The sequence below is a fragment of the Paraburkholderia saeva genome, assembly GCF_907164555.1.
GTDB lineage: Bacteria > Pseudomonadota > Gammaproteobacteria > Burkholderiales > Burkholderiaceae > Paraburkholderia > Paraburkholderia saeva.
Window position 1 is genome coordinate 73160 of record NZ_CAJQZC010000017.1, and the last position, 24065, is coordinate 97224.

A 24065-nucleotide genomic window follows, 5' to 3' on the forward strand; every position below is an offset into this window, starting at 1 on the left:
CGCGGATGTCCGGCTACCCTTCACTCACCTGCGATACCGTCGCACGGCGCGTGGCCGGTGCAGCGGGATGCCGGTGAAGCGGCCCAGACCCGGGTTTCTCCTGCTGGAGATTGCATCATTTCATATATAATATGTGATCCTATGAGCGAAGCAACGAGTGGTTTTCCCTTACACGACGGCAAGCAGGCCTCTCTTCTTCCAGAGGCCGCAGTGCCGCGGGCCAGCACGTCCCACGTCATTGCGGACGCGCTGCGCGCGGCGATTGTGGAAGGCACGCTGGCGCCAGGTGCGCCGCTGCGGCAGGACGCGATCGCCCGGCATTTCTCGGTGAGCGCAATTCCTGTGCGCGAGGCGCTTCGTCAGCTGGAAAGCGAGGGCTGGGCCCGGGTCGAGATGCACAAGGGCGCGACGGTCGCGCCACTCTCGGCGGCCGAGGCGCGAGAAATTTACGAAATCCGCTCGGCGCTTGAAAGTCTTGCAATCGGGCTCGCCATTCCGCTTCACACGGCGGCGAGCCTGCGCGAATGCGAGAGACTCTGCAAAATGGCCGAGCAGGAACCCGATTCGACGCTTTACGCGGCCCGCAACCGCGCGTTCCATATGAGCCTCTACACACCCGCCGGGCGCCCGCAACTGGAAGAGCTGATGGCCACGCTGCACCGGCGCGGCGAGCGGTATCTGCGGCTCAAACTGGGTTTGCCGAACTACAAGGGCGAATCCGACCAGGAACACATCGCCCTGCTCGACGCCGTGCGCCGGCATGACATCGCACAGGCGCAGTCGCTTGTCGTGAGCCATCTGCTTGGCACGGGCGATCTGCTTTATCGCTTCATCACCGCGCGCGTCGAGGCCGATGCCGCGCAACCGAAAACCCGCCGGCCGCGTACGTCCCGCAAGCCGACCTGAACCGGGAGTTGAATCCGTCGATGAATCCGCAAGCCCCCACGCCAACCGCTTCATCCTCGTCATCTCCCGCGTCCGCCGCCCGCTCGTGGACCACGCGTCGCGACGAAAAAAACCGGCGTCTCGCCGCCGTCGCGCCGTTGCTGAAAGACGGCATCCTGCCCGGCGAACGCATCGTCGAAGCGCTGGAAACGCTGATCTGTCCGGGCGACCGCGTCGCGCTCGAAGGCGATAACCAGAAGCAGGCCGATTTCCTGTCGCGCTCGCTCGCCAAGGTCGATTCAGAGAAAGTGCACGACGTGCATCTGCTGATCTCGACGATCAGCCGTCCCGAGCATCTGACGCTGTTCGAAAAGGGCATCGCCCACAAGGTCGATTTCTCGTTCGCCGGCCCGCAGAGCCTGCGCGTCGCGCAACTGCTGGAAGACGGGCAGCTGGAGATCGGCGCGATCTATACGTACGTCGAACTGTATGCGCGCATGTTCGTCGACCTGACGCCGCACGTTGCATTGCTGTGCGCGGAAAAGGCCGACCGTCACGGCAATCTGTACACCGGTCCGAATACCGAAGACACCCCAACCATCGCCGAAGCTGCCGCGTTCCGCCACGGCATCGTGATCGTGCAGGTGAACGAGATCGTCGACGAACTGCCGCGCGTCGATATTCCGGGCTCGTGGGTGGATGTCGTCGTCGAGGCCGACCGGCCATTCGCCGTCGAGCCGCTCTTCACACGCGATCCACGTCATATCGGCGACCTGCAGGTGCTGACCGCGATGATGGTGATTCGCGGCATCTACGAGCCGTACGGCATCGCGGCGCTCAATCACGGCATCGGGTTCGACACCGCCGCGATCGAGCTGCTGCTGCCCACGTACGGCGAGTCGCTCGGCCTGAAGGGCAAGATCTGCCGCAACTGGACGCTCAATCCGCATCCCACGCTGATTCCCGCGATCGAGTCGGGCTGGGTCGAAAGCGTGCATTGCTTCGGCAGCGAAGTCGGCATGGAACGGTATATCGAGGCGCGGCCCGACGTGTTTTTCACGGGCAGCGACGGCAGCCTGCGCTCGAACCGCGTGCTGTGCCAGCTGGCCGGACAATATGGCGTCGACCTCTTTGTCGGCTCGACGCTGCAGATCGACGCCGACGCGAATTCGTCGACGGTCACACGTGGCCGGCTTGCCGGCTTCGGCGGTGCGCCGAACATGGGCCACGATCCGCGCGGCCGGCGTCATTCGAGCGAAGCGTGGCTCAAGCTGCTGAAAGACGAAGGGCCGGTTTCGCGCGGCCGCAAGCTTGTCGTGCAGCTTGCCGAGACGTACAAGAAAGGCGGCGAACCGACTTTCGTCGATGAACTCGATGCCATTGCGGTCGGCAAGAAAAGCGGCATGGCGGTCGCGCCCGTGATGATTTACGGCGACGACGTGAGTCATGTCGTCACCGAGGAAGGCATCGCGCATCTGCACAAGGCCGAAGGCATCGACGAACGGCGCGCGGCGCTTGCCGCCGTGGCCGGCGTGACGCCCATCGGTCTGCGCGCGAAACCGGAGAAAACCGCGGAACTGCGCCGGCGTGGCATCGTCGCGTATCCGGAAGACCTCGGCATCCGGCGCGGCGAAGCGAAGCGCTCGCTGCTCGCCGCGCGCAGCATCGACGATCTCGTTGCGTGGTCGGGCGGCCTGTACGCGCCGCCCGCACGTTTCAGAAGCTGGTGACGCGATGGGCGCTCAAAGTTATGCCGCCCCCATCCCCGCGCGCGCGTTGCGGCGGACTTCGCCCGAAGGCGCAAGCCATGACGCATTCGCCGCCAACGCGCAGCCGCTTTCCGACGCGCAACTCGCCGCGCTCGCGGTCGCCGCGCTGATCGACGAAGCGCAACTCACGCCGAAGCCCGCGCTCGTCGACCGGCGCGGAAGCGGCGCGCACCGCGACCTCGATCTGGCAAAGATGATGCGCTCGGCCCACGCGCTCGAACCGACGTTCGCCGCCCTCGCACGCGTTGCGCGCGGACGTGCGCCGTCCGCGACGCTGCGCGCGGAACTGGCGCAGATCGGCCGCGCCGGCGAAATCGCGATGATGCAGGCCACCGGCGGCAGTAACGCGCATCGCGGCGCGATCTGGATTCTGGGACTGCTGGTGGCCGCAGCGGCGATGGGTGCGACGCACGCTTCGATCTGCAGGACCGCCGCGCAGATCGCCTGCTTTCCCGACCGCTTTGCCGCGCCAGTCAGCGAGAGCAACGGCGAACGCGTCCGCCAGCGCTATCGGGTTGGGGGTGCGCGGCGCGAAGCGCAGGATGGTTTTCCCCATGTCGTCGACGTCGGCCTGCCCGCGCTCAGGCGCGCGCGCGCTGCCGGCCTGCCGGAAGACGCCGCGCGCCTCGACACGCTGCTCGCGATCATGGCGTCGCTTGACGACACCTGTCTGCTGCATCGCGCTGGCCTCGCCGGACTCGACGCGGGCAGGCAGGGCGCGCTTCGCGTGCTCGCCTGCGGCGGCAGCGCGACGACGCAAGGGCGCGCTGCGCTCGAGACGCTCGAACGCGAATTGATGGCACTTAACGCTTCGCCTGGCGGCTCCGCCGATCTGCTCGCCGCCACCCTCTTCATCGATACGCTCATTCAACGTAACGCCAGCGGAAACCCCAGCGGGAGTGCTGCACCATGGAACATCTGACTTTCGACTATCCGGCGCAACGCGCCGTCACGACACGTGCGCATGTGGGCGTCGTCGGCTCGGGCGATCTCGAAGTACTGCTCGCGCCAGCCGATGCGATGGCGGCGCACGTGATCGTGCGCACGAGCGTCGACGGCTACAGCCATATCTGGAAACACGTGCTGGACCGCTTCTTCTCGCGCTACGACGGCGCGGCCACGATCGAGATCAACGACTTCGGCGCGACGCCGGGCGTGGTCGCGCTGCGCCTCGCCGAAGCCGTCGAGGAAGCCGAATCGGGAGGCACAGCATGAGTACGACCAATACGGCTGTTCCGGCGCTGCTGCACGACAGCTTCATCGAACTGTCCGCACGCGAACGTGCGCGCGCCCTGCTCGACGCCGGCACGTTCCGCGAGCTGCTCGGGCCGTTCGATCGCATCGAGTCGCCGTGGCTGCCGATGCAGGGCATCGTCTGCCAGGCCGACGACGGCGCGGTCATTGCGCGCGGCACGATCAACGGCGAGCCCGCGGTGGTGGCCGCGATCGAATCGGCGTTCCAGGGCGGCAGCATCGGCGAGGTGTCGGGCAGCAAGATCGCCGGCGCGCTCGAGCTGGCGCTGCGCGACTGCGAGCGCGGCAAAATCGTGCGGCCCGTCGTGCTGTTCGAAACCGGCGGCGTGCGGTTGCAGGAAGCGAATCTCGGGCTCGCCGTGATCGCCGAAATCCAGGCCGCGATCGTCGCATTGCGACGGCATGTGCCCGTGGTCGGCGTCATTGCGGGCATGGTCGGCTGTTTTGGCGGGATGTCGCTGGCGGCGGCGCTCTGCTCGTATCTCGTCGTCACGAAACCGGGCCGGCTTGGCATGAACGGCCCCGAGGTCATCGAGCAGGAAGCCGGCATCGAAGAGCTTGACGCCAGCGACCGGCGCCGCATCTGGCAACTGATCGGTGGCGAACAGCGCGCGGCGACCGGTCTCGCCGACATGCTGGTCCAGGACGACACGTCGTCGATACACGACGCGGTGCGCGAGGCATTTGCGCGCGGCGTGCCGGCCACGCACCGCACCGAAGACGTCGCGGGGTATCTCGCGCGGCTCGGCGACATCGACCCGGCCACGGTCTCGCCCGAATCGATGCGCGCCGTGTTTCGCGCTGCATCCCGCTCCGAGGCGGTCAGCAAGGAGGACGCATGAACGACACGACATTGACGCCCGGCGCGCGCTGGTTTCGGGCGCTGGCCGGCGAAACGCTGACGGCGGCGCCCGTGTGGAGCGCCGACGCCGCACTGGGCGACGAAACCGCGCGCTTCATCGCGGTGGTGCCCGACCCGCAGAACCGCTTTCCGCGTGCGAAGGATAACGTCGTCGGTCTCGAACAGGGATGGCAGCTCGCCCGCGTGGTGCGCGAGACAATCGCCGCCGACGCCCGCGCCACGCGCCGCCGGCCAATCATTGCGATCGTCGACGTGAAGAGCCAGGCATACGGCTATCGCGAAGAGATGCTCGGCATCCACCTCGCGTGCGCGGCCGCCGTCGACGCCTATGCGTGCGCACGCGATGCCGGTCATCCGGTGGTTGCGCTGATCGTCGGGCCGGCAATGTCCGGCGCGTTTCTGGCGCACGGGTATCAGGCAAACCGCATCGTCGCACTCGACGCGCCTGGAACGATGGTGCATGCGATGGGCAAGGACGCCGCTGCGCGCGTCACGCGACGCACCGTCGAAGCACTCGATGCGCTCGGCGAAAAGATTGTGCCGATGTCGTATTCGATGGCGTCGTTCGCGAAGCTGGGTCTGCTCGACCAGCTGATCGAAGGTATCGATGCCGACGCACCCAGCGAAGCGCAGATCGAACACGTGCGTCAGGTGCTGGTCAATTCGACCCGCTCGGCACGCGAAGGCGCACGCGACCTGTCGCACCGGCTTCAGTCTGACAACGCGAAAACGACACGCGCGGCTTCGATTGAAGTGCGCCGCCGCCTCGCCGAACAATGGGACGCGTGATGCGTGTGCGCCCCGTGCCGCCGGTTTCGGATCTTCACGTCGATGAACCCGAACAGGCCGTGTGTTCGGGCAGCAGGCACTGGCGCACACACGATCTGCTGAAGCTGTGCCGCCTGAGTCATTTCGACACCGAGCCGGTGTGGGTGCGCGAAGCCTTCCAGCGGGCGCCGTTTGGTGTCGTGCGTCGCGCGCAGGTCGCGGCGGGTTTTATCGCGATCGGCATTCGCGGCAGCACGCGGGCCGAGCGCTACGGCGCGTGGGCGCGCGATGCCGATATCGAAGCCGTATTTGCTCCCGAAGATCTCGTTGACGTTACGCCCCTGCCGGAGCGCCGCGCACTGCCCGCCTTCGCCGCGCTCGAAGCTTTGCGGCGTGACGCTGCGATCCTCAATGCGTTCATCTGGGGACCGGCCGGCAGCACAGGCTTCGAGCTTGCGACCCATGCAGGCACCGTGACCTCATCGAGCGATCTCGATCTGCTGATACGTGCGCCGGAGCGGATGTCACGCGAAAACGCGCTCGCGTTGTTGAAGGAGTTGAGCCGGCACGCGGCGCGCGACGGCGTCCGTATCGATGCGCAACTCGAAACACCGGCAGGCGGCATCGCGCTCGCCGAGCTGGCCGCCGGCAAGGAGCGCGTCATGGCGCGCCACGCGCACGGCCCGCGCCTCGTGACCGACGCGTGGTCAGCCACGACAGGATTTGCGTAATGCTCGCGTTTGTCTTCCCCGGCCAGGGCGCGCAGCAGGAAGGTTACCTGCACCGCCTCGCCGCACACGCGCCGGCAAAAGCGACGCTCGATGAAGCGTCCCATGTGCTGAATCGCGATGTCCTGTCGCTCGATACGGCCGATGCACTCCGTTCGACCGTCGCCGTCCAGATCGGGATGGTGGTCGCCGGCGTCGCGACCGTGCGTGCACTCGCCGCAGACCATCTGATGCCCGACGTGAGCGCCGGCCTTTCTGTCGGCGCGTATGCGGCTGCGGTGAGCTGCGGCGCGCTCGCGTTCGGCGACGCGCTTCGTATGGTGCAGCGGCGCGCGGAACTGATGGAAACCGCGTATCCGTCGGGTCACGGTCTGGCCGCGATCAGCGGTCTCACGGAACACGAAGTGGAGAAGCTCGCCGCCGCTCACGCACGCGAAAGCGGAACGCAGGTCTATATCGGCAACGTCAATGCGCCGCGCCAGATCGTGATGGCGGGCGCCAACGCGGCACTCGACATGTTCCTCGAACGCGCGCTTCACGCGGGTGCGCGCAAGGCGACCCGGCTCGCGGTCAGCGTGCCGTCTCACTGTGAGCTGCTCGCCGAGGCCAGCGACGCACTGCGCGACTTCGCAAAAGAGATTCCGTTCAGCGCGCCCGCGAGTACGTATGTCGGCAATCGCGGCGCGCGGCCGCTGCAGACCGCTGACGCCATTCGCGACGATCTCGCGACGAACATGCGCTACACCGTCCGATGGTTCGATGCGCTGACGGTCATGATCGAAATGGGCACGCGTGTCGTGCTGGAAGCGCCACCGGGACAGGTGCTGACGGACATTACGCGCGATACCTTTCCGGACGTCGCTGCGCTCGCCGCGAACACCATCCCGTTCGAGCGGCTCGCCGCCACGTTGCGCCGACGTATCGACGCAGACGGGCACTGAGGCCTTCGCCGTCAGCAGCGGCTGTTACGCGTTCGTTACGCCAGGGCGCAGCGGTCAGGCCATGTTGCCTGCCTGGCTTCCCGCCTTCTGCAAACCGCCCATTGCATCCGGGCGTGAGCCGGAATCTTCCGGCGCCTCATCACGTGACGCATGAACGCGTTTGCGGTCCACGGTCGCGACCGAAGGCGTCCCGCCTGGCCGGCGCGCGCCGCGCGCGTGGCGCTCGATCAACCGTTGCAGCAGACAGAACGCGCACAGCAGCGCGCCGATCACAATGCGCGTCCACCACGAACTGAGCGTGCCGTCGAAGGTAATCAGCGTCTGGATCGTGCCGAGAATACCGACGCCGAACAGCGATCCGATCACGTAGCCGACGCCGCCGGTCAACAGCGTTCCGCCGATCACCGTGGCGGCGATCGCGTCGAGTTCCATGCCCTGGCCCTGCAGCCCGTATCCCGACAGCACGTAGAACGTGAAGACCGCGCCGCCCAGCGCGGAACAGAATCCGCTCAGCGCGTAGACACCGACCTTCGTGCGCGCCACCGGCAAACCCATCAGCAACGCTGAACGGGCATTGCCGCCAACCGCGTACACATTGCGTCCGAAGCGCGTGAAATGCGCGATAAAAATTGCCGCGACGAGCGTCGCGAGCGCGATCAGCACGTTTGCGCTCACGGAACCGGTGCCGATCTTCAGGCGAAACGCGGAAATGGCCTTGAACGTCGGATCGGAAATCGTGATCGATTGCGTCGTGATGAGAAAACACAGGCCGCGCGCGAAAAACATGCCGGCGAGCGTCACGATGAACGGCTGCAGCCGGAAGAAATGGATCAGCGCGCCCTGCACCGCCCCGAACAGCGTGCCCATCATGAGCACGATGGGCAGAATGATCCACACCGACAGATGCATGCGCTCGGCGAGCACGGCTTCGACGATCGTCGTCAGCGCGACGACCGAGCCCACCGACAGATCGATGCCGCCGGAGACGATCACGAACGTCATGCCGATCGCGACAATCAGCAGGAACGCGTTGTCGACGAGCAGATCGAGCAGCACCTGCCACGAGAAGAACCCCGTGTACATCACCGAACCGAAACCAAAGAGCGCGCAGAAGAGCGCAATCGTCACGGCCAGCGGCAGGGTGCGCGGATCGAACACGCGCGCGAACATCGCGATCACGCGGCTCATCGTGCCACCCCGCGTTGCATACGGTGTGTAATAAGCGCCATCGCCATCGCTCGCGCCGAAGGCGACTGGATCACGCTGACGGCGAGCACGACCGTCGCCTTCACCACGAGCGTCGCCTCGGGCGGCACGCCGATCGAATACGTCGTGTACGTGAGCGTCTGGATGATGAGCGCGCCTAGCACCGTCCCGGCAAGACTGAAGCGGCCGCCCAGCAGCGACGTGCCACCGAGCGTCACCGCAAGAATCGCGTCGAGTTCGAGCAGCAGGCCGGCGTTGTTGCCGTCGGCGCTTCGCACGTTCGAGCTGATCAGAATGCCGGCCATCGATGCCGTCAGCCCGGAGAACGCGTACACCGCGAACACGATTGCCTTCGAGCGCAGGCCGACCAGCCGTGTCGCGACGGGATTCACGCCGATCGCGCGGATAAAGAGCCCGAGCGCCGTCCCTTCGACCAGCAACACCGTCGCCAGCACGGCGGCCGTCGCGACCCAGACCGAGAACGGTATACCGAGCAGATAGCCGCCGCCGACGAACAGATAGCCGGGCGCGCCGATCGGAATGATCTGTCCGGCCGTGAGCAACTGAGCGACACCGCGTCCGGCCACCATCAGGATCAGCGTCGCGATGATCGGTTGCATGCCGACGAACGACACCAGCAGCCCGTTCCACATCCCGCTCAATACCCCGACCACCAGCGCCGCGCACAGCGCCTGCGCAACGAGCGCGGGCGTGGGTATCGCGTTGCTGGCAAGCGTCGTGGCCGCCGCAGCGCCGGCAATCGCGACCACCGCGCCAACTGAAATATCGATGCCACGCGTCGCGATCACGAGCGTCATGCCGGTCGCGACGAGCGCGAGCGGCGCCGCGCGGTTCAGGATGTCGATCAGCGCACCAAACAGATGGCCGTCGAGCATGCGGATCGACAGAAAACCCGGATTGACCCACAGGTCGAGCAGAAACAGCAGCACGAGCGTCACGCACGGCCAGAGAAGCTGTCGTTCGGCGCCTTCGCGCCCAAGCCAGTTTGGTGTCTTCATTCGGCGCTTCCTGCGATGAGTCGATAGATGTCGTCTTCGTTCGTGACGTTGCCCGCCACTTCCGCGATCTTGCGACGGTCGCGCAGCACCGCGACGCGATGGCTGACGCGCACGACCTCGCTGACTTCAGATGAGATGAACAGAATGCCAAGACCCTTGCCGCACAGCGCGAGCATGCGGTCCATGATGTCGAACTTCGCGGCGACGTCGATGCCGCGCGTGGGCTCGTCGAGGATCAGCACTTTCGGCTCGGTGGCGAGCCAGCGCGCGAGCAGTGCCTTCTGCTGGTTGCCGCCCGAAAGCAGCCCGATCGGCTGCTCCGCATCGGCGGCCTTGATGCCGAGACGCTCGATCCACGTATCGGCGATTTCGCGGGCCCGATGACGGCTGATCTTGCGTAGCCAACCGCGTTTCGCCTGCAACGCGAGCATGATGTTTTCGCGGATCGACAACTCGGCGATGATGCCTTCCTTCTTGCGATCTTCCGGGCAATAACCGATGCCGTGACGCACCGCGTCGTGCGGCGAACGCAGCCGCACCGCGCGGCCGTCGATGGTGATCGTGCCGCTGTCGGCGCGATCCGCGCCAAACAGAAGCCGCGCCGTTTCCGTGCGCCCGGAGCCGAGCAGACCTGCGAGGCCGAGAATCTGGCCAGGCTGCACGTCGATATCGAGCGGCTGGACCATTCCGCGCCGCCCTACGCCGCGTAGTTCGACAAAAGGCGGCACGACCGACCTGTCCGCGGGACCTTCACGCGCCGCTTCCTTCAGCCGCGTGCTCATGCGTTCGTGCCCGACCATCTTCGAGACCAGCCGGTCCGCCGACAGCTCGCTCGCGAGGTATTCGCCTTCGCGCTCGCCGTTGCGCATGACGGTGATGCGATCGGAAATCGCGTACGTCTGTTCGAGAAAGTGCGTGACGAACAGGATCGCGATACCCGATTGCTTAAGATTCCGAAGTATCTCGAAGAGTTGAGCGACCTCGCCGTCGTCGAGGCTCGAAGTCGGTTCGTCGAGAATCAGCACGCGCGCGTCAACGGAGATCGCGCGCGCGATCGCCACCATCTGCTGCACGGCGATTGGATAGGCGTCGAGCGATTTCGTCACGTCAAGTGCGATGTTCAGACGCGCGAGCGCTGCATCCGCGCGCTGCCGGATCACGCTCCAGTCGATGCGTCCGAACCGTTTCGGCTGGCGTCCCGCAAAGATGTTCTCCGCGACCGACAGATTCGGGCACAGGTTCACCTCCTGATACAGCGTGCGGATGCCGGCCGCTTCCGCTTCCTGCGGCGACGCGAACTGCACGGCGCTACCGCCCAGATGAATTTCGCCACCATCGGGCGCATACACGCCAGTGAGCACGTTGATCAGCGTGGATTTGCCAGCGCCGTTCTGTCCCATCAACGTGTGGATCTCGCCGGGATACAGCCGGAAATCGACGTTCAGCAACGCCTTGACGCCGGGAAATGTCTTGCTGATGCCGCGGGTTTCGAGCACCGGCACAGGATCGCCCGCCGACGCCCGAAGGGTTTCGGGCGTCGGGTGGGCGTCGGGAAATGGAGGTTCAGAAGTCGAATGGGCCATAGACCTTCGTGGTCGGTTGAAAAGACGCCGTCCGTTGTCGCAGCAACGGACGGCGTTGAGGCACCACACTGGAGAAACCTGCTACAACCTGTCCGAAAGCGCGATCAGTATTTACGCGTGGGCAGCGTTTGCGCCGCGACGCTCATCGGGAAAACCGTTTCTTCGGTCAGGATGCGCTTCGGCAACGGCTTGCCGGCCACGACATCCTTCACCGCCGACATCAGTTGCGGTCCGAGCAGCGGACTGCACTCGACATCGACGTTCATCTTGCCTGCCGCCATCGCCTGGAAGCCGCCCTTCGTCGCATCGAACGAAACCACGATCACATCCTTGCCCGGATGCATGCCGGCTTCTTCCATGGCCTGGATGGCACCCAACGCCATGTCGTCGTTATGCGCATAAACTAAATTAATTTTATTTCCGTAAGTTTTGATAAATGCTTCCATGACCTGCTTGCCGCCGGCCAGCGTGAAGTCACCGCTTTGCGACGCGATGATCTTGAACTTCGGATCGTTCTTGATCACTTCGATCAGGCCGGAATGACGGTCGTTAGCCGGCGCGGAACCGACCGTTCCCTGCAGTTCGGCGATGTTGACGGGACCTTTGTCGTTTTTATAGTGATCTGCGATCCAGTGGCCGCCGCGCCGGCCTTCTTCCATGAAGTCGGAGCCGATCATCGTCACGTAGAGCGACGTGTCCTTCACGTCGATGTTGCGGTCAGTCAGGATCACCGGGATCTTCGCGGCTTTCGCTTCCAGCAGCACCGGCTCCCAGCCGGACTCCACCACCGGCGAGAACGCGATGACGTCTACCTTCTGGGCGATATACGAGCGGATCGCCTTGATCTGGTTTTCCTGCTTTTGCTGGGCGTCGGAGAATTTGAGGTTGATCTTCGCTTCCGCGGCGGCGGACTTCACCGATTCGGTATTCGCCGTACGCCAGGCGCTTTCGGCACCCACCTGTGCGAAGCCCAGGGTAATTTTCTTGTCTTCCGCCTGCACGCTGAAGGCGGACAGGGTGAGCGTGCCCGCGCCCACGCAGGCCGCGATGACACGCAACGCAGTGCGTCGTGAAATGGTCATGACTGTCTCCTGATCTTTGTTCTGTATAGGTCGCCCCGGCCTGTTGGCCGCGCCGGCCGGGGACGAAACCAAGCGTAGTGGCTCCCTTCCCTACCGTCCAATCATTTGATTTGCGGAACCCATACCAGTTTTGGTATCGACATGCCGGCTGCAACACACGAAGCGGGATCGCGGCAGCGCTATCGGCGGCGCTGATGGATGGGGCGCTGGGGCGCTACCCGCGCGGCGTCACAAGACGAAACGTCAGATTGATCCGCTCGCCCTGCACGCGCAGCGCTTTCGGCACGCGATGCCGCCATTGCGCCTGGGTCTCGCCGCGCATCACGAGCAGGCTTCCACCCTTCAACGCGTACGACTGCACAACGCCCGTCCGGTTGTGCTTCAGGTCGAACGTCCGCGCGACGCCCAGACTCACTGACGCGATGACCGGTTGCGCGCCGAGTTCGGGTTCGCGATCGGCATGCCAGCCCATACTGTCGTTGCCGCTGCGGTAGCGGTTCAGCAGCACGCTGTTGAAGCGCGCGCCGCAGGTTGCCTCGGCGGCGGCCTTCAGTTCGGCGACCGCCGGTGTCCACGGGGCCGGCACGTTGCGGATCCCCGAATACACGTAGACGGCATCCGGTTCGCCCTGCCACGCCGTCAGCCGGGGCAGCGGCACGCGGCCAGCGGGCGTCATCATCGTGTCCTGCTTCCACGCGACCTCATCGACGATGCGCGCAAGCGTCGCGGCCGCGACGTCAGGCGCAAGCCAGTCGGGATACCAGTCGACGTCAGGTGTGGGAAGGTCGTTAAAGAGGCTGGACATGAGTGCGCTTCAGGCGAACGCGTCACCTTCAGTTCATTAAAGGAATGACCTCGTTATTATGATGGTCGAAGCCGGCGCGCGTCGTCCGCCGTTTTGCGCTTTCATCCCTTCTTCTCACTTTATGGGGTTTTCATGACGCTCTCGAACGAAGCACTCGATCAACTATTTCGCACCGCGCGTACGCACAACGGCTGGCTGCCGAAACCCGTCGACGACGCACTGCTGCACCGGCTCATCGAATTCACGCTGCTCGGGCCGACATCCGCGAACTCGAGCCCTGGCCGCTTTGTGTTCGTGAAGACGCCCGAGGGCAAGGAAAAGCTGCGCCCCGCGCTTGCACCCGGCAATCTCGACAAGACGATGGCCGCACCGGTTACCGTGATCGTGGCGATGGATACCGCGTTTTACGAGCACCTGCCGAAGCTCTATCCGCAGGTCGACGCGCGCAGCTGGTTCGTCGGCAACGAAACGCTGATCGCCGACACCGCGTTTCGCAATGCGACGCTCCAGGGCGGCTATCTGATCATGGCTGCGCGCGCGCTGGGTCTCGATGCCGGCCCGATGTCGGGCTTCGACCAGAAGGCGGTCGATGCGGCGTTCTTTGCCGGCACGACGGTGAAGTCGAATTTCCTCATCAATCTCGGCTATGGCGACGTGACGAAACTGTACGCGCGTAATCCGCGCTTCACGTTCGACGAAGCCGCGAAAATCGTTTGAGTCTGCGTTGAGCGGATGCCGGCGCGCTCATGTCCGCATGGACATGGCGTGCCTGCGTTCAGGTAAGCAGCGCCACGTAGAAGACAACCGCGCCGATCACGGCGCCGACGAAACAGAAGCCCTCCTCCGCCTCGTCGCCGTTCGAGCGCAGCCACGCACCCACGACCCCAAAAAATCCGGCGATACCGAGCGCGACGCACACCATCACAACATCGAAAAGCGCGCTTCGTCCCAGTTCGGAAAACTCGATCTGCCGGAGGCCGAAGTACAGCGCGAGCGCCATCAACGAGAGCACCACCAGCGGCAACATCACATGGCTGCCCTCGTGCCCCACGTGATGCGCGTGGGGCACGATGTGACCGTCCGTGTGGCCGTCATGCGCGACCGTCCGTGTCGTTTTCATCATCCGTCTCCCATATCGCTCGCTGAATCTGGCGATAGACCGAACCCTGAATGTCATCAGTATCGTCCGTCACGGCGCGGGAAAAAATCCCGGCCACGAGGCGCGTAACGCGCCCTGCCATCACACGGTTCAATTTGAGAATAGTCGATCTCCACACGCAATTCAAAACCTGTTTAGTTCATTGACGTGACAACATCTGGCCGTGCTTGCCATGCTGCAATGCATGAAATCCGGCATGCATTGCGAGACCTGCGAGCAGCCGGTGCGCGAGCGGCAAAACTGTCGCTCGGGACGATCATGGCACCCTCGGGCATCCATATCGAACTGTCGGTAGAATGATCTACCTGCACGTCGATTCGTCTCCAGGTATCGCGGCGTGTCGTCCAGCGCCGGTGTTTCCTTCCGCGTCTCAAACCTTCCCTATGCGCCGACCCTTATCGTTTCTGGCCCGCTTCATCTTCATCGGTATCCTGCTGCACATTTACGTCGGATTTCGCCTGATTCCGGATCTGCCGGTTGGCCCGACATGGCGTGTGCTCGCGGTGCTGTGGCTGGTTCTATCGGTGCTCGTGATTCCGCTCGGGATGCTCGCCCGCACGATCAAACGCCAGCCGCTCGCCGACCGCCTCGCATGGATCGGCCTGATGGGCATGGGCTTCTTTTCATCGCTGCTGGTGCTCACGTTCGCGCGTGACCTGCTGCTCGCGTCGCTTCTGACGATCGACGCCATCTGGCCGCACACGCTGCCGCTCGCCGCCTGGCGAACGAATACGGCTGCCGCCGTTCCGTTGCTGGCGCTGCTCTCCACCGCGATCGGTCTTTTCAATGCGCGCCGTCGAGCGCGCGTGGTCACGATCGATGTGCCCATCGACGACCTGCCTGCCGCGCTCGACGGCTTCACGATCGTCCAGATCAGCGACATCCACGTCGGCCCGACGATCAAGCGCAGCTACGTCGATGCGATCGTCGATGCAGTCAACAAGCTGAAGCCCGACCTGATCGCGGTGACGGGCGATGTCGTCGACGGCAGCGTCGAACAGCTGTCGGCGCACACACGTCCGCTGTCGCGGCTCTCCGCGTTGCACGGGGCGTATCTTGTAACGGGCAACCACGAGTACTACTCCGGCGCGCATGCATGGATCGACGAATTTCGCCGGCTTGGCCTGACGGTGCTGATGAACGAACACGTCGTGGTCGAACACAAGGGCGCGCAGGCGATCATCGCGGGCGTGACCGACTATTCCGCTGGAAACTTCGATCCCGCACACCGCAGCGATCCAGTCGCGGCGCTGCTCGGCGCACCCGGCGATGTACTGATCCGCGTGCTGCTCGCGCACCAGCCGCGCAGCGCGGAAGCCGCCGCCGATGCCGGCTTTACATTGCAACTTTCGGGGCACACGCACGGTGGCCAGTTCTTCCCGTGGAATTTCTTCGTGCGGCTTCAGCAGCCGTTCACAGCGGGCCTCGCACGCATGAACGGTCTGTGGGTCTATACGAGCCGCGGCACCGGTTACTGGGGGCCGCCAAAGCGTCTGGGCGCGCCCTCGGAAATTACCCGCGTGAGGCTCGTGCCGGCCGAAGGTATCTGACGTATTGCCGCTCCGGCTGCAACGGCCGGCGGCATTTCATGCGACATCGGGCAGTCCGGGCTCCGGTCTGGCTGCCGTGTGACATCGGGCCCGATCTTTGCGTGAATCACTGCGGTGATTACCCATGGAGCCCGCAATGACAACCCAAACGCACACCACGCCTCCGGATCTCGAGCATCCGGACCCCGCCACGCATAGCGACAACGAGAAGAGCAAAATGCCTGAGCGGCACGACGAAGATCGCAAGCAGGCGCCCAACGACCGTCCCGGCAAAAAGTCCGGCGAAGGCGAAACACCGGTCGGCTGAAAAAACTACACACAACCGGTAGTTCAGGCGGCAAATCCTGCGGTTCCGCCCGCTGCCCGCGCCCGCAGGACAGCGCTGCGGGCGCGCTTCGGCTTTGTTTGACGCACGGCGCGATCGCGCTTCAAACACGGCCCGTGCGTCGGGCGCGTGCGACCGGTTTTGTGTTCACGGCAAGGAACCCCATCGGCCAAAGAAGGCCCGCTCATCCAACATGGACTCTTTCATGGCCAACGATATCCGCATCGCCGAAGGTTCGCCGTTCCCGCTCGGCGCCACATGGGACGGACGCGGTGTCAACTTCGCACTCTTTTCGGCCAATGCGACCAAAGTCGAACTGTGTCTTTTCGACGAGCGCGGCGAGAAGGAACTACAGCGCATCGAACTGCCCGAATACACCGACGAAGTCTGGCACGTCTATCTTCACGACCTCGGGCCCGGCGCCGTGTATGGTTACCGCGTCCACGGACCGTATGAACCGGAAGCCGGCCATCGCTTCAATCCGAACAAGCTGCTGCTCGATCCGTATGCAAAGGCACATGTCGGCACGTTGAAATGGGATCCGGCCTTGTTTGGCTACACGTTGAACGCCGAAGGCGAAGATCTGACGTTCGACGAACGCGACAGCGCGCCGTTCATGCAGAAATGCCAGGTCGTCGACCAGTCGTTCACGTGGACGCACGCGACGCGCGTACGCGTACCGTGGGAACGCACAATCTTCTACGAGACGCATGTACGCGGCTACACGAAGCGACATCCCGCGGTGCCTGAATCACTGCGGGGCACGTTTGCCGGACTCACGCAAAAGGAAGTCGTCGACCACATCAGACGGCTCGGCGTGACCTCGGTGGAACTCATGCCGATCCAGTCGTTCGTCAACGACAGTTATCTGCTCGACAAGGGGCTCACGAACTACTGGGGTTACAACACGATTGGCTTCTTCGCCGCCGATCCACGATTTTTCTCGCGCGGTGGCGGGCAGATCGCCGAGTTCAAGGAACTGGTCGATCATCTGCACGAGGCCGGGCTCGAAGTGATTCTCGACGTCGTGTACAACCACACCGCCGAAGGCAACGAGCGCGGCGCGACGCTGTCGTTTCGCGGCATCGATAACGCGTCGTACTACCGGCTGATGCCCGACGAGCCTCGGTACTACATCAACGATACCGGCACGGGCAACACGTTGAACCTGTCGCATCCGCGCGTACTGCAGATGGTCACCGACAGCCTGCGCTACTGGGTGACCGAGATGAACGTCGATGGCTTCCGCTTCGATCTCGCGACGATTCTGGGGCGCGAAGATCATGGCTTCGATGAAGGCGGCGGCTTTCTCGACAGTTGCCGGCAGGATCCGATCCTGTCCAGCGTGAAGCTGATCGCCGAGCCGTGGGACTGCGGCCCGGGTGGCTATCAGGTGGGCGGCTTTCCGCCGGGCTGGGCCGAATGGAACGACCGCTTTCGCGACACCACACGTGCGTTCTGGAAAGGCGATGAAGGAATCGCGTCCGAGCTCGCTACACGCATGACCGCCTCCGGCGACAAGTTCAACCGGCGTGGCCGGCGACCGTGGTCGAGCGTCAACTTCGTTACCGCACACGATGGCTATACGCTGAACGATCTGGTCTCGTACAACGACAAGCACAACGAGGCAAACGGCGAAGACAACAAGGACGGCCACTCCGATAACCTTTCGTGGAATTGCGGCGAGGAAGGTCCGACAGACGACGAGGAGATCCGCACGCTGCGCGAGCGGCAGAAGCGCAACCTGCTCGCGACGCTCCTGCTCTCCCAGGGCACGCCCATGCTGCTGGCAGGCGACGAATTCGGGCGCACGCAGCGCGGCAACAACAACGCATATTGTCAGGATAACGACGTGAGCTGGGTGGACTGGGAAGGCATCGACGCCGACGGCCACGCGCTGACCGACTTCGTCAACAAGCTGACCACGCTGCGACATGCGCTGCCCGTCCTGCGACGCGGCCGGTTTCTGGTTGGCCAGTACAACGAGGCGCTCGATGTCACCGACGTCAAATGGATGAGCCCGTCGGGCGATGAACTGTCGAACGAACAATGGGACGATCCGTCGATGCGGTGCTTCTGCATGCTGATCGACGGCCGCGCACAGGCAACCGGCATCCGCCGCCCAGCCGCCGACGCGACGCTGCTGATCGCGATGAATGCTTACCACGACGTGGTCGACGTGAAGCTGCCGGAAATCGCCGGTAGCCAGCAGTGGACCTGCCTCATCGACACCAACATGCCCGTGCGCGACGAACTGCCGGAATACGACTCGGGCGATATCTACCAGATCACGGGCCGCTCGCTCGTGCTGTTCGCGCTGCACGCGCGCGGCAGCACGCAACACGTGTTCGACCGTCTTGCGGAAAACCTGGTCGAAGATCCTGCAGCGGGAAGTAACCAGAACGGGACGAAACGATGAATGCCATTGCATCGCTGGTTGTGTTTTTTGTACTGACGTTCGCGGCCGCGGCTGCGGGAAGCCGATTCAGGCCGGATGGCTGGTATGGCGGCTTGCGCAAGCCACCGTTCAACCCGCCGAACAGCGTGTTCGCGCCCGTGTGGACGATCCTGTACGTGCTGATGGCGATCGCAGCGTGGCGCGTCTGGCGCGTAGCGGGCTTTACGCCCGCGATCGTGCTGTGGGTCGTGCAACTGGTGCTGAACACCGCGTGGTCGTGGCTGTTCTTTGGACGTCATCGCGCGGACATCGCGCTTCTCGACATCGTCATGCTCCTCGTGTTCATCGTTGCGACCACGGCTGAATTCTTCCACTTCGACCGGTGGGCGGGCATCCTGATGGTGCCGTATCTGCTGTGGGTTGCATTCGCAACCGCGCTCAATTTCTCGCTGTGGAAACTGAATCGCGAACGACCCGGTCTTTCGTAGTGTGCCGCCGCATCGCCCTCATCGCTGAATCCCGTTCATGCTGTTCAAGCGTCTTGACACCCGGCGCGCCCCGCGCCGTGGTAAAACGCAGGCTGACACTGCATCGAAAGGACACGAACCGCACTATGGATGGCAACAAATCGCTGCATCAAACATCGTTTTATCTGCTGCTACTCGCGGTCTCCGTTGCGCTGTGCTTCATCCTTGCGCCGTTTTTCAACACGATTTTCTGGGGCAGCATTCTTGCCTTGATCTTTCAGCCCGTGCAACGCCGGCTACTGGTGCGCTTCGGCCGCCGCCGCAACCTGGCGGCGTTCACCACGCTGCTGCTGTGTATCGTGATCGTGATCCTGCCTTTGACGCTGGTCGCCGGCACGCTCGTGCAACAGGGCACGCTCGTGTACGACCAGATGAAGTCGGGCGACCTGAACTTCGGCAATTACTTCGATCACGTCCTGCATGCGTTGCCACTCTCCGCGCAGCACATACTCGATCAGATCGGACTCAACGACATTTCCGACCTGCAGCAGAAGCTCACGGCAGGCGCGGCGCAGATCAGCCAGTTTCTCGCGGGCCAGGCGTTGAGTATCGGGCAGAACACGCTGCAGTTTCTGATCAGCTTCGGCGTCATGCTGTATCTGCTGTTTTTTCTCGTGCGCGACGGACGCGAAATCTCGCGCCTGATCCGCGAGGCGATTCCCCTCGACGAAAACCACAAGCAGCATCTCCTGCGCAAGTTCGCAACTGTCGTACGCGCGACCGTGAAGGGCAACGTCGCCGTGGCGCTCGTGCAGGGCGGCCTCGGCGGTATCGCGTTCTGGGTCATCGGCATTCAGGGCGCGCTGCTCTGGGGCGTGATGATGGCGTTTCTTTCACTGCTGCCAGCGATCGGCGCAGCGCTGATCTGGGGGCCCGTCGCGATCTATTTTCTGCTGACGGGGGCGCTCGCCAAGGGGCTCGGACTGATCGCGTTCTGCGCGATCGTGATCGGCACCGTGGACAACGTGCTTCGCCCGATACTCGTCGGCAAGGACACGAAAATGCCCGACTGGGTCGTGCTGATCTCGACCCTGGGCGGCATGGCGCTGCTGGGCATCAACGGCTTCGTGATCGGGCCGCTCGTCGCAGCACTGTTCATGAGTTGCTGGGACCTTTTCACGCGCGACAAGCACGACGCTTCGACCGGAAAATGAAAGGCGGCGCGAATTGGCCTCGCCGACACCGTGCAGGTTGACCCGCCTCTGCGTGAGGGCCTAAAATCGCGCCATTCTTTTTTCAACAGGAAGCCATCGTGGACAGTAGTCGATCTTCGATCCAGCCGGCCACCTGACGGCAAGACTTCCGCGACATCGCTTCATTGCCGCCGTCTTGCCCTCCGGCAGACGGTGCGCGTCAAATTCTCTCCCGTGCACTGTTTCTGAGTTCCGCATCCCGCTGCGGTGCGGTCGCGCTCGCCCTTTTGTTTCGCAGGCGCCTGCCTGCAAGCATCGCAACGCCTGATGACGCGCACGGATTTTCGCGCAACTGTCACGTGTTTCGTTCAACCTGCAAGTTTTGCCTGCGTGTTCCCGATCGCCCCGACGCATCGTATGAATCGCCCGCAGGCGGGCATGAACAGTCGTACCCCAATCATGACACTCGATCTTGTCCTGCGGCTCGTGGCCGCTTTCGTCTGCGGCGTCGCAATCGGCCTCGAACGGCAGATGCGTCAGCGCAACGCCGGCCTGCGCACCATTACGCTCGTCGCGAGCGGCGCGTGCCTCTTCGTCCTCCTCGGTGTGCTGACCGGCAATGGCACCGCAGGTGTCACGCAGATCGCAGCCTATGTCGTATCGGGCGTCGGTTTCCTCGGCGGCGGTGTGATCATGCGCGACAAAGGCTCGATTCAGGGCATCAACACGGCTGCGACGCTGTGGTGTTCAGCAGCGGTGGGCGTCTTGTGCGGCGCGGGCCACTACGGGCCGGCGCTCGCCGGCACCGCCATCGTGCTGCTGACGAATACCCTGTTGCGCGAAGTCAGCCGCATGATCAACTCGACGCCCGTGTCGAACGCGGATCTCGTGCGCGAATACGCGTTGGCGGTCGTCTGCCGCGAAGACAACGAAATCCACATCCGTACCGTGCTGTCGAATTCGATGTATTCGACGCCGCTGTCCTTCCAGAGTCTCCTCAGCGAGGATGTCGACGGCGAGGCCGGACGTATTCGCGTGACAGCAACGCTCAAGCTCCATCCGAAAGACCAGCCAAAACTCGAGCAGATGGCAAGCCGTATCAGCATGGAAAAAAGTGTGTCGAGCGTGAGCTGGGTCGCAAAAGAAGCCGAGCCGACGCCAGAATGAAGTACGCCGTCTTTGCGGGATCGACGTACCTGTCCCGCAGATTGTAAATTTTTACCCTCGACAATGGACGCGCCCTGACCCGTCGACTAAGCTCCGCCGGCGTGACCGTTCACGCTCAAAACATAGGAGTACAACGTATGGAACATGGCATCGTTGCCTGGTTGATCATTGGTGCAGTCGCGGGCTGGCTTGCCGGCCTGCTCGTGAAGGGTGGCGGCTTTGGGCTGCTCGCCGACGTGGTTGTCGGTATCGTCGGCGCGTTTATCGGCGGCTGGCTGGTGGGTGCGCTCGGCATAGCGACGGGTGGTGGATGGATCGCTTCGATCGTCACGGCGGTGATCGGGGCAGTCGTTCTGCTCGTCGTCATCCGGCTGGTCAAAGGGCTTTGCCGCTAGCCACCCGTGGCTATCTCGCTGACCGGACGAAGTCAGGCGACCCTCAGGATCGCCTGACTGCTGGCGCTTGCACCGCGAGCGCTGCACGCCGGCTCATGCGATGTGCTGCGGCGCAGCGTATGTCGTTCCGTTGCGCTGGATTCACGGGAAAACTATGGATATCGTGCGAGCCATGAATTTGCTTGTTCAACATTGAGCTTTACGGAGTGCCTGCAGCGGCTACAGTTGTGGTGTGCCAATCCATCGTGCTGAGTAATCGTCACCGGGAGGAACGCCATGAGCATCTGGAAGCCGGATCCGAGCTTTTATCCGTCACCCCGACTTGCCGCGCAAGCACCGCCCGAAACGCTCGCGTACGTCGCGGCGTTCGATCCCGATCGCAACCTGCCGGACGCCATCGAAATCGTCGATGTCGATCCCGGTTCCCCGAACTACGCCAGCATCGTCGGCACCCTGCCGATGCCGAATACCGGCGACGAGTTGCATCATTTCGGCTGGAACGCGTGCTCGTCGTGTCTGTGCCCGAATGCGCCGCATCCGCACACCGAGCGACGCTACCTCGTCGTGCCCGGGTTGCGTTCGTCGCGCATTTACATCATCGATACAAAGGCCGATCCGCGCAAACCGGTCATCGCCAAGATCATCGAGCCCGAAACGATCGCGAGCCGCACCGGCTATTCGCGCCCGCATACGGTGCATTGTGGTCCAGGCGGCATCTACGTGACAGCGCTGGGAAATGCCGACGGCGGCGCACCCGGCGGAATTTTTCTGCTCGATCAACAAAGTTTCGAGCCGCTTGGGCGCTGGGAAGTCGATCGCGGCCCCCAGCAGCTCGCTTACGACGGCTGGTGGCATCTCGGCTACGACACGCTCGTCACAAGCGAATGGGGAACGCCTGATACATTCGAAAACGGCCTGATTCCTGAAGTGCTGCTTGGCGCACGTTACGGCCGCAAGCTGCATTTCTGGGATCTCACGCGGCGCAAACATCTGCAGGAAATCGACTTTGGTCCCGAGTATCAACTCGTCTTCGAACTGCGGCCCGCACACGATCCGACCAAGGCGTATGGCTTCGTCAACTGCGTGATCAGTCTGAAGGATCTGTCGTCATCGATATGGGTCTGGTATCGCGACGGCGACGTGTGGGCGGTGCGCAAGATTATCGATATTCCCGCGGAACCAGCCAGTGCAGAAGTCCTGCCGCCCGTTTTGCAGTCGTTCGGGGCCGTCCCGCCTCTCGTGACGGACATTGATCTTTCGATGGACGACCGTTTTCTCTACGTTTCGTGCTGGGGCACAGGCGACCTGCTGCAATACGACGTATCCGATCCATTTGCGCCAAAGCTGACGGGCAAGGTACGGATTGGCGGCATTGTTTCGCGCGCTGCGCATCCAGCCGCACCAGACGACGCGCTGAATGGCGGCCCGCAAATGGTGGAGATCAGTCGCGATGGAAAGCGGGTCTATTTCACCAATTCCCTGTACGGCGCCGTCGATCCGCAATTTTATCCAGAGGGCATCGATGGCTGGATGGTGAAACTTGACGCCGGCGTCGACGGCGGCCTCACGTTTGACCCGAAATTCTTTCTCGAATGGCCAGCCGGACATCGTCCCCACCAGATCCGGCTGCAGGGCGGCGACTGCTCGTCTGATTCCTACTGCTACCCGTGACGCCGCTCGATCTTTCGACGTCGCCGGGTTGGACGTGGGTCGTCGTTGCCGGACTCGGCACATTTCATGGACTCAACCCGGCGATGGGCTGGCTCTTCGCGGTCGCGCTCGGCCTTTACCAGCGAAGCCGGCGCGTCGTGCTGCTCTCCCTGGTTCCGATCGCGCTGGGTCACGCGATGGCAGCCGCGTGCGTGCTGGCTGCGGGTCTTTCATTGAGTATGTCGATCGATCATCACGCGTTGAACCGGATATGTGGCGTGATTCTGATCGGTTGGGCCGCGTGGCACGCACTGCGCGGACATCGAGTGCGTTCACGAGTGGGCATGCAGGTGAAATTTGCAGGGCTGACGGCCTGGTCGTTTGTAATGTCGAGCGTACACGGCGCGGGGCTGATGCTGATTCCCGCCCTGCTGCCGGTTTGCGACGGTCTTGCGGGCGACTCGTCGACACTGCCATCGAGCGCCAGTGGATTGCTGACGGGCGTGGGGCCTGTTGTTACCGTCGCAGTTACGGCTTTAATGATCCATACGGTCGCAATGCTTCTCACGACGGGAATCGTGTCGCTGCTGGTGTTCGACAGGTTCGGCCTGGCGTTTCTGCGGACGAAATGGGTCAACGTGGACCTGCTGTGGACCGCCTCGCTCGCTGGATGCGGGATCGTACAACTGGGAATGTGAACCAATTGACGTCAAGAATGGATTGCGCACTGGGGGGCGTGGTGCGGGGACCGGCTTCACCTCCGGGATTGCCGGATCGCATGCCCGACGGAGGGACACCGAAGGGCGTCTCTGAGCGGTAGCTTTTCGCGCCGTAAACGCCGAAACCCCACTTTTGGGGT

The 24065-nt window shown here is 63.6% G+C and carries 24 protein-coding genes; 18 read left to right on the forward strand and 6 right to left on the reverse strand.

Annotated features, from left to right (window positions below; translation table 11 throughout):
• The first annotated feature begins 141 nt into the window (after positions 1–141).
• From LPA36_RS28385 to mdcH, 8 genes are read left to right on the forward strand one after another with little or no spacing between them, the layout of a single operon-like run.
• Positions 142–906: a GntR family transcriptional regulator gene (locus LPA36_RS28385; protein WP_228883829.1), complete on the forward strand. Its 765-nt coding sequence runs from the start codon at positions 142–144 to the stop codon at positions 904–906.
• 20 nt (positions 907–926) lie between these two features.
• On the forward strand, positions 927–2615 hold the full coding sequence (gene mdcA / locus LPA36_RS28390) for a malonate decarboxylase subunit alpha (RefSeq protein WP_228883830.1): 1689 nt from the start codon (positions 927–929) through the stop codon (positions 2613–2615).
• A 4-nt stretch (positions 2616–2619) separates the two neighbouring features.
• Positions 2620–3576, forward strand: a complete 957-nt coding sequence (locus LPA36_RS28395; protein ID WP_228883831.1) for a triphosphoribosyl-dephospho-CoA synthase — start codon at positions 2620–2622, stop codon at positions 3574–3576.
• The gene (locus LPA36_RS28400; protein WP_228883832.1) at positions 3564–3869 is read left to right on the forward strand and encodes a malonate decarboxylase subunit delta; all 306 of its coding nucleotides are present in this window, start codon (positions 3564–3566) and stop codon (positions 3867–3869) included. Before LPA36_RS28395 ends, LPA36_RS28400 begins: the two co-directional genes overlap by 13 nt.
• On the forward strand, positions 3866–4750 hold the full coding sequence (locus LPA36_RS28405; protein WP_228883833.1) for a biotin-independent malonate decarboxylase subunit beta: 885 nt from the start codon (positions 3866–3868) through the stop codon (positions 4748–4750). Before LPA36_RS28400 ends, LPA36_RS28405 begins: the two co-directional genes overlap by 4 nt.
• Positions 4747–5559 carry a biotin-independent malonate decarboxylase subunit gamma gene (gene mdcE, locus LPA36_RS28410; protein ID WP_228883834.1) on the forward strand — a complete coding sequence of 271 codons (813 nt, stop codon included), beginning with the start codon at positions 4747–4749 and terminating at the stop codon, positions 5557–5559. Before LPA36_RS28405 ends, mdcE begins: the two co-directional genes overlap by 4 nt.
• Positions 5559–6269: a malonate decarboxylase holo-ACP synthase gene (locus LPA36_RS28415; protein WP_228883835.1), complete on the forward strand. Its 711-nt coding sequence runs from the start codon at positions 5559–5561 to the stop codon at positions 6267–6269. Before mdcE ends, LPA36_RS28415 begins: the two co-directional genes overlap by 1 nt.
• Positions 6269–7207: a malonate decarboxylase subunit epsilon gene (gene mdcH, locus LPA36_RS28420; protein WP_228883836.1), complete on the forward strand. Its 939-nt coding sequence runs from the start codon at positions 6269–6271 to the stop codon at positions 7205–7207. Before LPA36_RS28415 ends, mdcH begins: the two co-directional genes overlap by 1 nt.
• Before the next feature lie 54 nt (positions 7208–7261).
• On the opposite strand, the gene yjfF is transcribed toward mdcH, so the two are convergent.
• The 5 genes from yjfF to LPA36_RS28445 all read right to left on the reverse strand — a co-directional run bounded on the left by yjfF (position 7262) and on the right by LPA36_RS28445 (position 12902).
• Positions 7262–8395, reverse strand: a complete 1134-nt coding sequence (gene yjfF / locus LPA36_RS28425; protein ID WP_228883837.1) for a galactofuranose ABC transporter, permease protein YjfF — start codon at positions 8393–8395, stop codon at positions 7262–7264.
• Complete coding sequence (locus LPA36_RS28430) at positions 8392–9432, reverse strand: ABC transporter permease (RefSeq protein WP_228883838.1); 1041 nt, start codon at positions 9430–9432, stop codon at positions 8392–8394. Before LPA36_RS28430 ends, yjfF begins: the two co-directional genes overlap by 4 nt.
• Complete coding sequence (locus LPA36_RS28435; protein WP_228883839.1) at positions 9429–11015, reverse strand: sugar ABC transporter ATP-binding protein; 1587 nt, start codon at positions 11013–11015, stop codon at positions 9429–9431. Before LPA36_RS28435 ends, LPA36_RS28430 begins: the two co-directional genes overlap by 4 nt.
• 104 nt (positions 11016–11119) lie before the next feature.
• On the reverse strand, positions 11120–12097 hold the full coding sequence (locus LPA36_RS28440; RefSeq protein ID WP_228883840.1) for an ABC transporter substrate-binding protein: 978 nt from the start codon (positions 12095–12097) through the stop codon (positions 11120–11122).
• Between the two features lie 214 nt (positions 12098–12311).
• Positions 12312–12902, reverse strand: a complete 591-nt coding sequence (locus LPA36_RS28445) for an alpha-ketoglutarate-dependent dioxygenase AlkB family protein (protein WP_228883841.1) — start codon at positions 12900–12902, stop codon at positions 12312–12314.
• A 132-nt stretch (positions 12903–13034) separates the two neighbouring features.
• On the opposite strand from LPA36_RS28445, the gene LPA36_RS28450 reads away from it, so the two are divergent.
• Entirely contained in the window at positions 13035–13619 is a 585-nt protein-coding gene (locus LPA36_RS28450; RefSeq protein ID WP_228883842.1) for a malonic semialdehyde reductase, read from the forward strand.
• Between the two features lie 58 nt (positions 13620–13677).
• Here the strand turns inward: LPA36_RS28450 and LPA36_RS28455 are convergent, their stop codons facing one another.
• Positions 13678–14025 carry a hypothetical protein gene (locus LPA36_RS28455; RefSeq protein ID WP_407674355.1) on the reverse strand — a complete coding sequence of 116 codons (348 nt, stop codon included), beginning with the start codon at positions 14023–14025 and terminating at the stop codon, positions 13678–13680.
• 419 nt (positions 14026–14444) lie between these two features.
• Here LPA36_RS28455 and LPA36_RS28460 point away from each other — a divergent pair, with 419 nt between their 5' ends.
• The 9 genes from LPA36_RS28460 (at position 14445) to LPA36_RS28500 (ending at position 23904) form a co-directional block, all read left to right on the forward strand.
• Positions 14445–15611, forward strand: coding sequence for a metallophosphoesterase (locus tag LPA36_RS28460; RefSeq protein ID WP_228883843.1), 1167 nt, complete (start codon positions 14445–14447; stop codon positions 15609–15611).
• 136 nt (positions 15612–15747) lie between these two features.
• Positions 15748–15918 (forward strand): hypothetical protein, encoded by a 171-nt coding sequence (locus LPA36_RS28465; protein WP_228883844.1) that lies wholly within the window; start codon positions 15748–15750, stop codon positions 15916–15918.
• Positions 15919–16141: 223 nt separating this feature from the next.
• Positions 16142–18355, forward strand: a complete 2214-nt coding sequence (gene glgX / locus LPA36_RS28470) for a glycogen debranching protein GlgX (protein ID WP_228883845.1) — start codon at positions 16142–16144, stop codon at positions 18353–18355.
• A complete protein-coding gene (locus LPA36_RS28475; RefSeq protein WP_228883846.1) occupies positions 18352–18822 on the forward strand; it encodes a TspO/MBR family protein in 471 nt (156 codons plus the stop codon). Before glgX ends, LPA36_RS28475 begins: the two co-directional genes overlap by 4 nt.
• 125 nt (positions 18823–18947) lie before the next feature.
• On the forward strand, positions 18948–20015 hold the full coding sequence (locus LPA36_RS28480) for an AI-2E family transporter (protein WP_228883847.1): 1068 nt from the start codon (positions 18948–18950) through the stop codon (positions 20013–20015).
• 438 nt (positions 20016–20453) lie between these two features.
• Complete coding sequence (locus tag LPA36_RS28485; protein ID WP_228883859.1) at positions 20454–21161, forward strand: MgtC/SapB family protein; 708 nt, start codon at positions 20454–20456, stop codon at positions 21159–21161.
• A 137-nt stretch (positions 21162–21298) separates the two neighbouring features.
• Positions 21299–21556: a GlsB/YeaQ/YmgE family stress response membrane protein gene (locus tag LPA36_RS28490; RefSeq protein ID WP_228883848.1), complete on the forward strand. Its 258-nt coding sequence runs from the start codon at positions 21299–21301 to the stop codon at positions 21554–21556.
• A 276-nt stretch (positions 21557–21832) separates the two neighbouring features.
• Positions 21833–23227 carry a selenium-binding family protein gene (locus tag LPA36_RS28495; RefSeq protein WP_228883849.1) on the forward strand — a complete coding sequence of 465 codons (1395 nt, stop codon included), beginning with the start codon at positions 21833–21835 and terminating at the stop codon, positions 23225–23227.
• On the forward strand, positions 23224–23904 hold the full coding sequence (locus LPA36_RS28500; RefSeq protein ID WP_228883850.1) for a hypothetical protein: 681 nt from the start codon (positions 23224–23226) through the stop codon (positions 23902–23904). Before LPA36_RS28495 ends, LPA36_RS28500 begins: the two co-directional genes overlap by 4 nt.
• Positions 23905–24065: the final 161 nt, after the last annotated feature.

Bases quoted from the DNA above. Each gene is read 5' to 3' on its own strand.
- LPA36_RS28385 (WP_228883829.1), top strand. From the start codon at position 142: ATGAGCGAAGCAACGAGTGGTTTTCCCTTACACGACGGCAAGCAGGCC.
- mdcA (WP_228883830.1), top strand. From the start codon at position 927: ATGAATCCGCAAGCCCCCACGCCAACCGCTTCATCCTCGTCATCTCCC.
- LPA36_RS28395 (WP_228883831.1), top strand. From the start codon at position 2,620: ATGGGCGCTCAAAGTTATGCCGCCCCCATCCCCGCGCGCGCGTTGCGG.
- LPA36_RS28400 (WP_228883832.1), top strand. From the start codon at position 3,564: ATGGAACATCTGACTTTCGACTATCCGGCGCAACGCGCCGTCACGACA.
- LPA36_RS28405 (WP_228883833.1), top strand. From the start codon at position 3,866: ATGAGTACGACCAATACGGCTGTTCCGGCGCTGCTGCACGACAGCTTC.
- mdcE (WP_228883834.1), top strand. From the start codon at position 4,747: ATGAACGACACGACATTGACGCCCGGCGCGCGCTGGTTTCGGGCGCTG.
- LPA36_RS28415 (WP_228883835.1), top strand. From the start codon at position 5,559: ATGCGTGTGCGCCCCGTGCCGCCGGTTTCGGATCTTCACGTCGATGAA.
- mdcH (WP_228883836.1), top strand. From the start codon at position 6,269: ATGCTCGCGTTTGTCTTCCCCGGCCAGGGCGCGCAGCAGGAAGGTTAC.
- yjfF (WP_228883837.1), bottom strand. From the start codon at position 8,395: ATGAGCCGCGTGATCGCGATGTTCGCGCGCGTGTTCGATCCGCGCACC.
- LPA36_RS28430 (WP_228883838.1), bottom strand. From the start codon at position 9,432: ATGAAGACACCAAACTGGCTTGGGCGCGAAGGCGCCGAACGACAGCTT.
- LPA36_RS28435 (WP_228883839.1), bottom strand. From the start codon at position 11,015: ATGGCCCATTCGACTTCTGAACCTCCATTTCCCGACGCCCACCCGACG.
- LPA36_RS28440 (WP_228883840.1), bottom strand. From the start codon at position 12,097: ATGACCATTTCACGACGCACTGCGTTGCGTGTCATCGCGGCCTGCGTG.
- LPA36_RS28445 (WP_228883841.1), bottom strand. From the start codon at position 12,902: ATGTCCAGCCTCTTTAACGACCTTCCCACACCTGACGTCGACTGGTAT.
- LPA36_RS28450 (WP_228883842.1), top strand. From the start codon at position 13,035: ATGACGCTCTCGAACGAAGCACTCGATCAACTATTTCGCACCGCGCGT.
- LPA36_RS28455 (WP_407674355.1), bottom strand. From the start codon at position 14,025: ATGATGAAAACGACACGGACGGTCGCGCATGACGGCCACACGGACGGT.
- LPA36_RS28460 (WP_228883843.1), top strand. From the start codon at position 14,445: ATGCGCCGACCCTTATCGTTTCTGGCCCGCTTCATCTTCATCGGTATC.
- LPA36_RS28465 (WP_228883844.1), top strand. From the start codon at position 15,748: ATGACAACCCAAACGCACACCACGCCTCCGGATCTCGAGCATCCGGAC.
- glgX (WP_228883845.1), top strand. From the start codon at position 16,142: ATGGCCAACGATATCCGCATCGCCGAAGGTTCGCCGTTCCCGCTCGGC.
- LPA36_RS28475 (WP_228883846.1), top strand. From the start codon at position 18,352: ATGAATGCCATTGCATCGCTGGTTGTGTTTTTTGTACTGACGTTCGCG.
- LPA36_RS28480 (WP_228883847.1), top strand. From the start codon at position 18,948: ATGGATGGCAACAAATCGCTGCATCAAACATCGTTTTATCTGCTGCTA.
- LPA36_RS28485 (WP_228883859.1), top strand. From the start codon at position 20,454: ATGACACTCGATCTTGTCCTGCGGCTCGTGGCCGCTTTCGTCTGCGGC.
- LPA36_RS28490 (WP_228883848.1), top strand. From the start codon at position 21,299: ATGGAACATGGCATCGTTGCCTGGTTGATCATTGGTGCAGTCGCGGGC.
- LPA36_RS28495 (WP_228883849.1), top strand. From the start codon at position 21,833: ATGAGCATCTGGAAGCCGGATCCGAGCTTTTATCCGTCACCCCGACTT.